At 44.6% G+C, this 14,927-nt stretch carries 9 protein-coding genes; 7 read left to right on the plus strand and 2 right to left on the minus strand.

Going from position 1 to position 14,927, the window contains the following annotated elements; genetic code table 11:
- Window positions 1-107 precede the first annotated feature (107 nt).
- The 4 genes from FFM75_RS04375 (at window position 108) to FFM75_RS04390 (ending at window position 7,965) form a co-directional block, all read left to right on the plus strand.
- Window positions 108-2,066 (plus strand): alpha-L-rhamnosidase-related protein, encoded by a 1,959-nt coding sequence (locus tag FFM75_RS04375; RefSeq protein ID WP_223876606.1) that lies wholly within the window; start codon window positions 108-110, stop codon window positions 2,064-2,066.
- Window positions 2,067-2,277: 211 nt separating this feature from the next.
- Window positions 2,278-3,309 (plus strand): aldose epimerase family protein, encoded by a 1,032-nt coding sequence (locus FFM75_RS04380; RefSeq protein ID WP_137627980.1) that lies wholly within the window; start codon window positions 2,278-2,280, stop codon window positions 3,307-3,309.
- A 420-nt stretch (window positions 3,310-3,729) separates the two neighbouring features.
- Window positions 3,730-5,679 (plus strand): sugar MFS transporter, encoded by a 1,950-nt coding sequence (locus FFM75_RS04385; RefSeq protein ID WP_137627981.1) that lies wholly within the window; start codon window positions 3,730-3,732, stop codon window positions 5,677-5,679.
- 81 nt (window positions 5,680-5,760) lie between these two features.
- Window positions 5,761-7,965: an alpha-galactosidase gene (locus FFM75_RS04390; RefSeq protein ID WP_137627982.1), complete on the plus strand. Its 2,205-nt coding sequence runs from the start codon at window positions 5,761-5,763 to the stop codon at window positions 7,963-7,965.
- Between the two features lie 55 nt (window positions 7,966-8,020).
- Here the strand turns inward: FFM75_RS04390 and FFM75_RS04395 are convergent, their stop codons facing one another.
- Together FFM75_RS04395 and FFM75_RS04400 are read right to left on the minus strand one after the other, a co-directional pair.
- Complete coding sequence (locus tag FFM75_RS04395) at window positions 8,021-8,986, minus strand: beta-galactosidase small subunit (RefSeq protein WP_137627983.1); 966 nt, start codon at window positions 8,984-8,986, stop codon at window positions 8,021-8,023.
- A complete protein-coding gene (locus FFM75_RS04400) occupies window positions 8,973-10,862 on the minus strand; it encodes a glycoside hydrolase family 2 TIM barrel-domain containing protein (RefSeq protein ID WP_137627984.1) in 1,890 nt (629 codons plus the stop codon). Before FFM75_RS04400 ends, FFM75_RS04395 begins: the two co-directional genes overlap by 14 nt.
- Window positions 10,863-11,164: 302 nt before the next feature.
- On the opposite strand from FFM75_RS04400, the gene FFM75_RS04405 reads away from it, so the two are divergent.
- From FFM75_RS04405 to FFM75_RS04415, 3 genes are all read left to right on the plus strand, one after another.
- A complete protein-coding gene (locus FFM75_RS04405; RefSeq protein ID WP_137627985.1) occupies window positions 11,165-12,328 on the plus strand; it encodes a galactokinase in 1,164 nt (387 codons plus the stop codon).
- 74 nt (window positions 12,329-12,402) lie between these two features.
- Window positions 12,403-13,407, plus strand: a complete 1,005-nt coding sequence (gene galE, locus FFM75_RS04410; RefSeq protein ID WP_137627986.1) for a UDP-glucose 4-epimerase GalE — start codon at window positions 12,403-12,405, stop codon at window positions 13,405-13,407.
- Window positions 13,407-14,873: a UDP-glucose--hexose-1-phosphate uridylyltransferase gene (locus tag FFM75_RS04415; RefSeq protein ID WP_137627987.1), complete on the plus strand. Its 1,467-nt coding sequence runs from the start codon at window positions 13,407-13,409 to the stop codon at window positions 14,871-14,873. The genes galE and FFM75_RS04415 overlap by 1 nt, the downstream gene beginning before the upstream one ends.
- The last annotated feature ends 54 nt before the right edge of the window (window positions 14,874-14,927 follow it).

Genomic DNA, 14,927 nt, shown 5'->3' on the forward strand with positions numbered 1-14,927 from the left:
AAACAAATGGGACGAGAAACCAAAATTCGGTTTCTCGTCCCATTTACTTGTACAGAGGCTAGTTATGTCACAGCCTCTATTTATAATCAACTAGAAAGGAAATTGATATGACAAAACAAGCAGTATGGTTGTGGTATCCGGGTGACTTTGAAATTCATCAGGGCATGTTACAAAATTTCAAACGTGAAGAACGTGGGATGGGGTGGCCTGCCTATTGGTATATTGATGATTGTCACCGTAATGTGAAATTTAGTCGGCAATATACGTTAACTGCAACGACTAGTTTTACGGTTTATGCACAGGGAACGGGATATGTTGATGTCAATGGCACGAAACACCAACTTGGGCATCCCATTATTTGCGATGCTGGGACCACGACAATCACGATTTTTGTTGGTAATCCAACTGCGTTACCGGCGATTTATATCGAAGGCGCAGTCATTCAATCTGATCAAGGTTGGCAAGCTAGCAATTTCATTACCACATTACCTGCTGGACATGATGTCTTATTCACGGATAAATCGCAAAATCCGAATGTTATTGTCTATCATCGCCAACCGGTCATTGCTAAAAATGTAACTGCTGTTGATGATGGCGTGCTATTTGATTTTGGGCGCGCAGTTAATGGTTCAGTAATTGTGAACTTGAATCGAACGGCGCCGATTACGCTATGCTATGGTGAATCCGAAACAGAAGCCAGAGATGTTGCCATGTGTTATTACAAGCAGAACGATGTCACTGGCACAACTAAAGTTCGCAAACGGGCTTTTCGTTATATCTTTGTTCCAGCAGCCCAAGTTGGTGAAGTTGAATTAACGGCCATGCATGAATATATTCCGAAAAAGAATACTTCAATGTTTAAGTCTAATAACCAATTAATCAATCAAATCTGGAATGTGTCTACTGAAACGTTGAATTTATGTAGTGACTTGTTCTTTATTGATGGGATTAAACGGGACCGATGGATTTGGGCTGGCGATGCTTATCAAGCTAACTTTATGAATGAATATTCTTTCTTTGATGAAGATATTGATAAACGCACGCTCTTAGCACTGCGGGGTCAAGATGATATTAAGCAACATATTGACACGATTGTTGATTACTCGATGCTATGGGTTATCGGTGTGTTAAATCATTATCAAATGACTGGTGATAAAGAGTTCTTAAAAACTATCTATCCGAAACTGGAAAGTATGGTGCAATACTTTGTCGCCCAGACAAATGAAAAGGGATTCATTTATGGCCGCGAGAATGATTGGATCTTTGTTGATTGGTCAGAAATTGATAAAACCGGCACGGTTGCAGCAGAACAAATCTTACTATTAGAGGTCTACAAGACTATTTTAGCTTGTGGGCAAGTACTGGGAGAGTCAGTTACCGAATATCAGACTAAATATGACCAATTATTAGCTAATATCATGACATATTTCTGGGATGACGAAAAAGGGGCCTTCATTGATAGTTATGAATCTGGTAAACGCCATGTCACGCGCCATGCAAACATCTTTGCGATTTTGTTTGATGTGGTCGATGCGCAAAAACAACAGTCAATTTTAAAGCATGTTTTGCTCAACGACGAAATTACGCAATTAACAACACCTTATTTTAAGTTCTTTGAACAAGATGCGTTGTGTAAACTTGGTCAACAACAGCGGGTTTATCAAGTCTTATTGGATTACTGGGGTGGCATGCTTGATCGTGGTGCTGTGACATTCTGGGAAGAATTTGATCCTAAGCAACATGGCAAAGAGATGTATGCCATGTACGGTGATCCATATGGAAAGAGTTTATGCCATGCTTGGGGTGCGAGCCCGATTTACTTGTTAGGTCGTCATTTCTTGGGATTACGAGCAACACAACCTGGTTATGCGGCATTTGAGATTGAACCGCATTTGGCAGCCTTCGATCAGTTACATGCCGTATTGCCAGTGAAAAATGGTACAGTGACATTTGATAAAGCCGACGGTCAGTTGGAAATTACAGCGTCACGTGATGGTGGTACAGTTATTGTTGATGGCCAGCGACAAGTTTTAGGTGCTGGTAAGACAGTGACAGTTAAAGCTTAATAATCCAAAATAAACTAGTCCAACAGCTATAAAAGCGATTGGACTAGTTTTGTTTAATGGACATATAAGTTTGTTGACATAGATCCTACTCAGGTCGGTGCAATTTGTACTAGTTAAATTTAAAAGTCTAGTAAACTTTTTACTAACAAAGCTAAGGACTCTGCTATAATAAAAATGAAAACGGTTTACTAACCATGGAGGTGCATTTAATTTGGAAACTAAAAAATCAAGTTTTGGCCAATTAGATGGTCAAGCAATTACGAAATATACGCTGATTAATGACCAAAAGACGCGGATCTCGGTTCTCAGTTATGGTGGGACCTGGCAAGAATTTGTCGTCAATGAAGATGGTGTTGAACGCCCATTGATTTGGAGTTTAGATAGCATTGAAGCCTATCAACGCGTCGGTTTTTGTTTGTGTCAATCAATCGGTCGAGTCGCTGGCCGAATCGGCGGCGCTAAGTTCGCCATTGACGGTCAAACTTACAACGTGGATATGAATGAACAAACCCATTCATTACACGGTGGTAATCATGGGTTTAACACGTTGAATTTTGACGGTGAATTCGTCACGGGCAATGACCAAGCTAGCGTCGTGTTAACGAAGCATATTCAAGCAACTGATGATAACTATCCGGGTAATTTGGACGTTCAAATTAAGTTCACCTTGGACAATGCCAATCGTGTTTCGATTGCGTTCACTGGTGATACGGATGCGGCGACTTTATTTAATCCAACTAACCATGTTTACTGGAATGTGGCCGATGATCGGACGAACCTTGCCCATCAATGGCTACAAATCCACAGTGATCAACGTCTTGAATTCGACGGTGAAAAAGTCCCAACTGGCAAGCGTCTAGCAGTTAAAGATACAGCCTACGATTTCAATTACCCACAACCGGTTCAAGATGCCTTGAATCAGTTGAAGATGGAAAATGACGGGATCGAATTTGATGATGCCTATGAAGTGACACCTAGTGAAACGGCGCCGATTGCCGTGGTCGGTGACCTAGAAGGCAATCGTCACGTGAAGATTTATTCAGATCGGAATAGTCTGATTATTTACACTGCCAATCCTTTCGATGCTGACAAGCAAGCAGCTCATCACTATAATGCCTTAGCAACGGAAGCACAAATGTTGCCAGATGCCATCAACCACGACGGTTTTGGCGATATTGTCTTACGTCCTGGTCAACCAGTGACGCATACCATTAGCTACCAATATAATCGATTAACCAAATAAGTCTTAAAAAGAACGGGCCGCATCGAAAGATGCGGCCCGTTCTGTACCTAATAATTAATTCTATAATAACATAATATTAGTATGATTGTTACAGCAGTACCTGAGAAATTTACCCGGCGGCAGCGTTGCTAAAGCAAGAAAACAGGTCTATACCAGTTATAACTTTTACTAAAATTAATTTATTTAAATTTAGTGGTTACTAAAATCGCGCGACAAAATTTAAAATCACCTTTGGAAACGCCTACATTGCAAGGATTCACCCTGCATGTGTGTCAGCCTGAGTAACGGGAAAAAGTGGGGTAGACAGCACCTTGTTACTAAAACCGTTAAACAAATTTTACTAAAAATCGTTGACATCCGATTTGGAAACGATTACATTAAAGACTGTAATTTACAACAAGGAAGATGTGAGGCGATACTATGACTGATCCAGTACAAGAAAGTAAGTCGCGCAAGATCACATCACGCTTAGCTTATTCATTTGGGGCTTTTGGGCATGATGCGTTTTATGCGACACTGTCAACTTATTTTATTATGTTTGTAACTTCGCACTTATTCGATAAGAGTAGTGGGGCGCAAGGGTCTAAGATGATTGCGTACATTACTTTGATCATTGCGGCGTTACGTTTCGTTGAACTTGCAATTGACCCATTGATTGGGAATGCCATTGATAACACCAATTCACGGTGGGGCCATTTCAAACCATGGATCGTTGCTGGTGGGATTGTGGCATCAGTGGTTTTAGCACTATTATTCACGAGTATGGGTGGCTTGAATGCCTCAAACCCAGTCTTATATTTAGTTATTTTTGCTATTTTATACATTACCATGGATATCTTCTATTCCTTTAAAGATGTGGGCTTCTGGTCAATGATTCCGGCAATTTCATTTGATTCTGCCGAACGTGAAAAGACCGCGACTTACGCCCGAGTTGGTTCTAACATTGGGGCTAACTTGGTTGGGGTGGTCGTCATGCCGATCGTCTTATACTTCTCCGTTAATGCGAACAGTGGTCAAGGCGATAACCGCGGTTGGTTTGCCTTTGGGTTAATCATTGCGATTGTTTCCTTAATTTCAGCACTGGCCGTTGGGCTCGGGACCAAAGAAAATGATTCTGAATTACGTCAAAACACTGAAAAAACAACGTTCAAAGATGTCTTCAAAGTGTTGGGCCGTAACGACCAATTAATGTGGTTATCCTTAACTTACGGGATTTACACCGCTGGGATTGCGATTACCAACTCACTTGAACTTTACTACTTCACTTACATTTTAGGTAAAGCGTCTGAATATACATTCTTAGCAACTTTGAACGCGATTATCGGGATCTTTTCCGTCTTAGCATTCCCACCATTAGCCAAGAAGTTCAGTCGCCGCAAAGTCTTCTTCTTAGCTATTACGGTCATGATCATTGCGTTAGTGATGTTTACGTTCTCTGGTCAATCACTACCAATGGTCTTAACTTCAGCCGTCTTATTCTACATTCCACAACCATTGATTTTCTTGGTTGTGTTAATGGTCTTGAGTGATTCAGTTGAATATGGGCAATTGAAGTTTGGTCACCGGGATGAATCCTTGACCTTGTCCGTTCGGCCATTGCTCGATAAATTAGGTGGTGCGATTTCTAATGGGATCGTTGGTTTAACTGCCGTTTGGGCTGGGATGACTGCCGGTGCAACTGCTGGCGATGTCACGGCGCATGGTCAAATGATCTTCAAATTAATGATGTTCGGGGTGCCAGCCGCGATGATCTTAATTGGGACGTTTATCTTCTTTAAGAAGGTCACGTTGGATGAAAAGATGCATGCTGAAATCGTTGATGAACTTGAAAAGACTTGGCACGAACACTTGGATACTGACGAATCGATGGCTGAAGTTGAAGCAAATGTAAACGCCACCACGACGACTTATCAAATGCCAGTTAGTGGACAATTATTACCACTAAAAGATGTGGCTGATAAGAACTTCGCTGATGGCACGATGGGCCAAGGATTTGCCATTAAACCAAGCGATGGCGGGGTATATGCACCTTTTGATGGGGTCGTTGAAGCAACCTTCCCAACCCGACATGCGATTGGACTACGGTCGGATAACGGTATTTTAACGTTGATTCACGTTGGGATTGGTACCGTTAACTTACGTGGGACTGGGTTTGTGCAATACGTCGAAAAAGGTGACCATGTCACGCAAGGACAAGAATTGATCGAATTCTGGGCGCCAGCGATTGAAAAAGCTGGTTTAGATGATACCGTCATGGTTGTTGTTACCAACTATCAAGATTTACCAGAGTTTAACTACTTGAAGGCTGATGGCACCGTAGCACACGGTGATGATGTCTTACAATTGGGCAATGCCCCACAAAAAGCTTAAGTTCTTTGAAAAGGAGCGTCACTAATAGTTGAGACTATTAGGCGCTCTTTTTTTGTTAACGACAATTAAGGAGGATCTTAAATGACCACTAATGACTTAATCACAGTTGACGAGTCGAACCTGACTTTTCACCTGCATAACCAGACGACTTCTTACGTATTAGGTGTTGAAACGGGGGCCATCTTGACGCATTTGTACTTTGGGTCGCGGATTAAGCAATATCACGGCGAACGGCGTTATCCACGGATTGACCGGGGGTTTTCAGGTAATTTACCCGAATCGCTAGATCGCACGTATTCTAAAGATGATTTGCCACAGGAATATAGTGGTAATAACACGGGTGATTATCGGCAACCAGCCGCGATTATTCGTGCGGAAAATGGCGCTCGAACAACGGATTTTCGGTATCAAAGCTATCGCATCATGGCTGGCAAACCGGATTTAGTCGGCCTACCACAAACTTATGTTGAAATGGCTGATGAAGCGCAGACGTTACTCGTGACCTTAGTTGATGCCACCCTTGCGGTGCAACTGGAATTGGCGTATACGATCTATCGGGATCGGCCCGTGGTCACCCGTAGCGCTAAGTTTATCAATCAAGGGTCACAGCCAGTCACACTGGAAAAAGCGGCATCGATGTCACTAGACTTGCCGAGTCAGCCCTTAGATGCGATTTCGTTACCCGGGAGTTATGCGCGTGAACGCCAAGTCACGCGGCAAGCCTTACAGCGGGGCGTGACGCAGTTTGAAAGTCGGCGCGGGGCTAGTTCCCACCAGATGAATCCATTCGTGGCCTTAGCTGATCCAATGACGACCGAGATGCACGGGGCTGTCATGGGTGCGTTGCTACTCTATTCCGGTAACCATCAGATTAGTTTGGAGCGTGATCAGATCGAACAGACCCGCTTAACGATTGGCATTAACGCCTATAACTTTACTTGGCAATTAGCCCCCAAAGCGCAATTCCAAACGCCAGAAGTCGCCTTGGTTTATACGACGACGGGGTTAAATGGTATGTCACAAACCTATCACCAACTCTTACGGGAGCGGGTCGCTCGCAGTCGGTATAAACAGGCGGATCGCCCCATTTTGATCAACAACTGGGAAGCGACTTATTTCGACTTCGATGCAACTAAGATTCAAGCCATCTTGGATGCCGCCGCGCCGTTAGGCATTGAAATGTTTGTGTTAGATGATGGTTGGTTCGGACATCGTAACGATGATAATAGTTCACTTGGTGATTGGACGGTGAACACGCACAAACTCCCGGCTGGTTTAGCCGATATCGCCAAGCGGACTCATGCAAAGGGGCTGCGCTTTGGGTTGTGGTTTGAACCGGAAAATATTTCGGAAGATTCCGAGTTGTTTCAGCAACATCCAGAGTGGGTCTTAGGTGTGCCTAATCGCGGCCGGACGTTGTCTCGCAATGAATATGTCCTCGACTTCAGTCAGCCCGCCGTCGTGGATAACTTGTATCAACAGATGACCGCCGTTTTGGATACAGTTCCGATCGATTATATTAAGTGGGATATGAACCGGAATTTAACCGAAGTGTATTCAAATGCCACCCCAGCGGAACGTCAAGGTGAAGTTAGTCATCGCTATATCTTAGGGGTGTATGACTTAATAGAACGGTTAACGACGCGGTATCCGCAGATCTTATTTGAAGGGTGTTCTGGTGGGGGTGGCCGCTTTGATGCGGGGGTGATGTATTATATGCCCCAGAGTTGGCCATCTGACAACAACGATCCGATTGAACGGTTGAAGATCCAATATGGGACGTCATTGGTCTATCCGATTTCAGCCATTACCGCCCATGTGGGGACGAGTCCCGATGAATTGTTAGGTCGTCAGACGAGTATGGCGATGCGCGGGGCCGTTGCCATGAGCGGTACGCTTGGTTACGAACTTGATGCATCCAAACTAAGTGTGGCCGATCGCCAAGCGGTGTCTGAACAGATCGCGTTTTACAAGCAGCATCGACAACTGATTCAATATGGCACCTTTTACCGGTTGGAAAGCCCGTTTGCGGGCAATACGGTCGCGTGGGTATTTGTCAGTCCCGATCAAACCGAGGTATTGTTGTTCACGTTTGTTATTTTAGGGCAAGTGCAACCTGCGCCGCATATAACGAAATTAGCTGGTCTAAATCCAGCCAAGACGTATCGTGATGAAACGACGCAACAGGTGTATGGTGGCGATGAACTGATGCAAGTTGGGGTGTATGACACGCCGATTCAAACCCAAGACTTCACGGCAAAAATTCGATATTTTAAAGCTGAATGATTTCAAGCAAAAAACGCCGCCAACAGTTTGTTGGCGGCGTTTTTAAGTTCGAGTATTATTTTGGCAACTCAATCGTAAAGTTCAAATCGATATCGTCACTAGCTGGAATGTGGTAGCGGTTTTCGACATCTGTCCCCCAACTATCGATCCCACCAACGCCCCGAACGGCCCCGAAAATTCCAAGGACTGTCCGGCGTGGTAATGGTAATTCTTCAATGTGGGTGGCACTCTCTAATTCGTCAGCCGTATAGGGTAAGCAACTAAAGGCAAAGGGCTGTTTGGCTTGATTAAACGTCAAAGCCATGGGTTGCGCCACTTGGTCGGCATTGTTTTGCGTCGTATTCCGATTAATGGTGACTTGCTTGGTCTGCATATGCATCCCGCATTCTTGGGGGACCAAGTAAGGCGTGACCGGTAAGCCATCCACGTGATACGTACCGGTCACCCCGCCGGCCATCCGGTCAGGGTATGTTTCGCCCGATAAACCAGTATAGTCAAAGCCAGTTGCGGTCGTTGGCATGATGAAGCGCACCCCGAAAGCTGGTAAATCAGGCAAAGCCGCATTACCGGTATAGTGGGCGTTAATTGCGATACGACCGTCAGCGGTCACTGTGTAAGTCAGGGTGACTGGGGTGCTAGGGATCGTGTTAGTCGCAAGCGTAAAGGTTAGGGCAACTTCATCAGCGAATTCATGATTACTGTAGTGATTATTGACCGGTGCAATCGGTAATTCGGTGAGTGGTTGACCATCTACAGCTACACTGACTTGTTGACAGGTCGTAAAGTGATCCGCCGCATACCATTGGGCGGATTTGACAGAAAAGCCACTGCCGTGGTCGTTGTCAGTTGTTGCCCGCCAAAATGTTGGCATCGGGGCGCGGTAGAGCCATTCACGGTCGTTGACCACGAGTGATTCTAGGCCGCCACGTTCGTAGCTGAAAATATAATGAAAGTTTTGACCGCCGAGCCCTAATGTCCCGTCGCCAAAAATCACGTGTAATTGTTGTTTAGTGTAAGCCATAATAATATTTCACCTCTTGTATTGCGGGTTTGGGCGTCCGGTCGGCAAAGAGCAACCCATCACCAGAAAACTCATTATCAGAATGACGGTCGTCAAAGTCACCGCCATAGCGCAAAACGTCTTGGTCAGTAACGGCATCATGCACGAATAAAGCTTGGTCAATGAAGTCCCAAATAAAGCCACCTTGATACATTGGATAGGTATCAATCAAATCGTTATATGATTGCATGCCACCAAGGGAGTTCCCCATGTCATGCATGTATTCACAATCAATAAATGGTTTGGCTGGGTTGTCGTCGAGATGAGCGGCAATTTGGTCAGGCTTTTCATACATCCGACTTTCAACATCTGAGATCCGATCTTTCAGTGCGGGGGTATGCACCACGCCTTCGTAATGCACGAGACGCGAGTCGTCATGTGCCTTGTAAAAGGCTTGCATCTGCGCGATATCTTCACCGGCGTAAGATTCGTTACCGAGTGACCAGAAAATAATGGCTGGGTGATTTTTGAACCATTCATAGTTGGAACGGGCCCGGTCAATCACAGCGGCTAACCAATGGGGATTGTCGCCAGGGACGTTATAAGATGGTTCAACCGCGCCAAGCTTTTGCCAAGAACCGTGTGATTCCAAGTTGTTTTCAGCCATTAAGTAGATGCCGGCTTGATCACACAAGGTATACCAAGGTAATTGATCGGGGTAATGACAAGTCCGGTCAGCATTGATGTTGTTATCAAGCATCGTTTGGATATCGGCTTGCATATCAGCCATGGTAATGACCCGCCCAGTCTTGGCATTCCATTCATGGCGGTTGACACCATTGATGACTAAGCGTTTGTTATTGACGTAAATAACTTTGTCAGCGCGGAGTTCGACTTTCCGGAACCCGAATTGATAAGGGACGACTTCTAATAGGTGCTCGTCAGCATCATAAACCCCAAGCGTGAGTTGATATAACGTTGGTTGTTGAGGTGACCATAGCGCAACTTGGTCAAATGCGAAGGCATCAAACGTGACTTTAGCGGCGCCGGGTTGCGTTTGCGTTGCTAAGACTTGGCCGGTAGCGTCTTTGATCGTTAATTTTAAGGTCGCATTAGTTACAGCGGCGCCACTTAACTTAGTGGTGACGGCTAATTGGCCGCCTTTAAAGTCATCATTGACCGTTGGTTTTAAATCGAGGTCATCGAGATGAGCGGCGGGCAAAGCGAGTAAGTTGACATCGCGGAAGATCCCAGAAAAGCGGAACATATCTTGGTCTTCGATAAATGACGCAGTACACCGTTTATAGACCCGAACGGCCAAACGATTTTGACCAGCTTGTAAATAAGGTGTTAAGTCAAATTCAGATGGGGTAAAACTATCTTCAGCGTAGCCAACAAAGTGACCGTTTAGCCAAACATAGAGCGCTTCTTCAACGCCTTGGAATTGAATGATGGTCCGCTTGTTTTCAAAGGCTTTGGGTAAGGTGAAGTCTTTTAAGTAGGAGCCGACGGTATTATCAGGGGCCTCGCTAAAGTCATCAGCAATGAGTTGATCAGCATTTAAGGTATATGCTGGGCGTCGATAAAGTTTGCCTTCCCAAGGATATAACGTATTGATGTATTGAATCTGGCCATAACCAGCGAGTTCAATATGCCCAGGGACTTGAATCGTGTCAAAGTCACTGGCATCAAAAGTTGGTTGGTAAAAAGCTAAAGGACGATCTGCCGGGGTCTTGGCGAACTTAAATTGCCAAGTCCCATTTAAAGATTGCACGAGACTACTGTGTTGTGCTTGTAACTCAGTAGTCGTTTGATAGAAATGATGGTCACTATGAGCCGGAAGTTGGTTCACACGGAATACTTCTGGGTCATCTAACCAGTCTAAGGTTGCTTGCATTAAAAGACGGCTCCTTTCAAAATTAACTAAAAATAAAACGTTTTCATAATGATAATAAAACAAAATTGACACTTTGTATATGATATTTAGTTAAAGTTTAACTAAACTGGGTGATTGATAAATTTAATTTGACACTGCTAATTGGCCTAATCCTGGAATGGGTTGGCGACAAATCAACGTTCTTAGTTAACCGCTATCATTTCGATGATAAAACGATTTTGAAAGCGGTTGACAAACTGAATTAAAAGGCTTATATTCTAGTTAATAAAATTTTAGTAAAACAACCAATGGAGGGTCCAATTATGAAAACCAGCGACTTAAAACAAGAATTCAAAACCATCTTTGATAGTGAACCAGAACGGGTCTTCTTCTCACCTGGCCGAATCAATTTAATCGGTGAACATACTGACTATAATGGTGGTCACGTGTTCCCATGTGCCATTACGATTGGGACTTATGGCGTTTATAAAGCGCGGGAAGATAAAACCGTGCGGATGTATTCAGCGAACATTCCTGATCAAGGTGTGGTGACCTTCGATGTTGATGATTTAACTTACAGTAAAGCCGCTGGTTGGACTAACTACCCTAAAGGGATGATGGACGAACTGGTTAAAGCTGGTTATAGCTTTGATCATGGGTTTGATTTATATGTTCATGGCAATATGCCAGATGGCGCCGGGCTATCCTCATCAGCGTCAATCGAACTTTTAACGGGGATCGTTTTGAAGACGGGCTTTAACTTAGACATTAGCCAATTAGATTTAGTAAAAATTGGGCAAAAATGTGAAAACAACTATGTTGGTGTGAATTCCGGTATCATGGATCAATTCGCAGTTGGCATGGGTAAAAAAGACCAGGCGATTTTGCTCGATACCAATACGATGGACTATGCTTACGCGCCAGTTAAGTTAGGCGATTACGTCATCGTGATCATGAACACGAACAAGCGGCGTGAATTGGCGGATTCAAAATATAACGAACGCCGTTCAGAATGTGAAGAAGCGCTGCGTCGTTTACAAACGAAGCTTGATATTAAGTCATTGGGTGACTTAACTGAAAATCAATTCGACGAAGCGGCTTATCTCATCAATGACGAAACCTTGATCAAGCGGGCGCGTCATGCCGTCTTTGAAAACCAACGGGCAATTCGGGCCACTAAGGCGTTAGCTAAAGATGACTTAACGACCTTTGGGACGTTAGTAACGGCTTCACACGTGTCATTACACTTTGACTATGAAGTTACGGGTAAAGAATTAGATACGTTGGCTGAAACGGCTTGGCAACAACCTGGCGTTTTAGGTGCTCGGATGACTGGTGCCGGTTTTGGTGGCTGTGGGATTGCTTTAGTCAAAGCGGATCAAGTCGACGCTTTCAAGGAAAATGTCGGTAAAGTTTATCGCGATAAGATTGGTTATGACGCCGATTTCTATATCGCTGAAATCGCGGATGGTCCTAAAGAATTATAGGCCTGTGACAGCTGGAACGCGTTTCGACGCGGCACATAAAAAGTAAACAATTGGTATAAACAGGAGGAATTGACATGGCAGTTTTAGTTTTAGGTGGGGCGGGCTATATTGGCTCACACGCAGTTGATCGGTTAATTGCAAAAGGGTACGACGTTGCCGTCGTTGACAATTTGGTGACTGGTCATCGGGCTGCGGTAAATGATCAAGCACGGTTTTATGAAGGTGATGTCCGTGATAGCGACTTTTTGAATCAAGTCTTTGATCAAGAAGATATCGAAGGGGTTATTCATTTCGCGGCCTTTTCAATCGTGCCAGAATCGATGAAAAATCCATTGAAGTACTTTGATAACAACACGGCCGGCATGGTCAAGTTGCTCGAAGTCATGGCCAAACATGATGTGAAACGGATCGTCTTCTCATCAACCGCGGCGACTTACGGTGAACCTAAGCAAATCCCAATCAAAGAAACTGATCCACAAGTGCCAACGAATCCTTACGGTGAAAGTAAACTCGCCATGGAAAAAATCATGCACTGGTCAGATATTGCGTACGGTATCAAGTTTATTGCCTTACGCTACTTCAATGTCGCAGGTGCCAAACCTGATGGCAGTATCGGTGAAGATCATCATCCTGAAACTCACTTGGTCCCAATTATTCTCCAAGTTGCGGCGGGTGAACGTGAACAATTACAAATTTTTGGGGACGATTATCCAACCCCCGATGGCACCAACGTTCGGGACTATGTCCATGTTGTCGACTTAGCGGATGCTCATATCTTGGCTTTGGAATACTTGAAGCAAGGTCATGACAGTGAAGCCTTCAACTTAGGGTCTTCAACTGGATTCTCTAACAAGCAAATGTTGGATGCAGCCCGCGAAGTTACCGGGCAACCGATTCCAGCGGTCATGGCACCACGGCGTGCCGGTGACCCAAGTACCTTAGTTGCGGCTAGTGATAAAGCCCGCAACGTCTTAGGATGGGACCCGCAATATGACGATGTCAAAGAAATCATCAAGACGGCATGGAACTGGAAACAGAGTCATCCCGCTGGCTATGATGATCGAGGAGGCCAAGCCTAATGACAAGTGTTGATCAATTTGTAAAGGCCGTCATCGCTTCGGCGTCACCCTATACTGAACTTGACCAAATCTATATCCATAATCGGATTTTAGGTTTAATCGGCGATGATGCCCCCGTGGCGTCAGTTGATGATCAACTCACAAGTTTAAATGACGCTTTAGTTCAAACGGCGATTCAAAATGGCAAGATTGAAGATACGCCATCGGCCAAAGAAATCTTAGCCGATCAATTGATGGATTTAGTGACACCACTACCATCAACCTTGAATCAAACATTTTGGAACAAGTATCAAACGAGTCCGGAAACTGCAACGGATTACTTCTATCAATTAAGCAAAGCTAACGACTACATCAAGACGCGGGCGATTGCGAAAAATGTGGTTTTCCCTGCTAAGACTGATTTTGGCGATTTAGAAATCACCATTAATTTATCGAAGCCCGAAAAGGATCCTAAAGCGATCGCAGCGGCTCGTAATCAACCCCAAGATGGCTATCCATTATGCCAACTCTGTATGCAAAATGAAGGCTACTTAGGTCGCTTAGGTTATCCCGCCCGGAGTAATCATCGGATTATTCGCTTAACGCTAGGTGGCGACACTTGGGGCTTCCAATATTCGCCATATGCTTATTTTAATGAACACTCGATTTTCTTAGATCAAGTGCATCGGCCAATGGTCATTAACCGGCAAACTTTCAGTAACTTATTGGAAATCGTCAAGCAATTTCCACATTACTTTGTCGGCAGTAACGCGGATTTGCCGATCGTCGGTGGGTCAATGTTGTCACATGAACATTATCAAGGTGGCCGGCATGTCTTCCCAATGATGAAGGCACCGATTGCGCGTAAACTTGATTTGGGTATCGCTAATGTTGAGGCAGGAATCGTTAAATGGCCAATGTCAACGATTCGGTTGACTAGCGATGACCAAGTGGCATTGCTTGATGCAGCCACTAAGATTCACAATGTGTGGATGAATTACTCAGATGAACAAGTCGATGTTCGGGCTTATACCGATAATGTCCGGCATCATACGACGACGCCGATTGCACGCAAAGTGGGCGACCAATATGTGTTAGATTTGGTCTTGCGTGACAATCAAACGTCAACGACTTATCCCGATGGCATCTTCCATCCACATCAAGATGTCCAACATATTAAGAAAGAAAATATTGGTTTGATCGAAGTGATGGGCCGGGCCATCTTACCAGCACGACTCAAGACCGAACTGCAAGAGGTTGCAAATTATCTCTTAGGCCGTCATAATCAGATGGTGGCGATGCATCAACCTTGGGCTGATGCGCTAAAGGCACAGTATGACATCACGCCAGACAATGTGCATGACATTGTGGATCGTGAAGTCGGCAACGTCTTTGCACGGGTCTTAGCGGATGCCGGTGTCTTCAAGTGGGATGCCGAAGGTGAAGCGGCGTTTGACCGCTTTGTCACGGCCGTTAAAGCTGATTAAATCGCATTAGTAATCCCAGCTTTTGTCAAAGCTGGGATTAATGCGTACAATAAG

Origin of the sequence: Lactiplantibacillus daowaiensis (assembly GCF_005405085.1) — a bacterium.
GTDB classification, from domain to species: Bacteria; Bacillota; Bacilli; order Lactobacillales; family Lactobacillaceae; genus Lactiplantibacillus; species Lactiplantibacillus daowaiensis.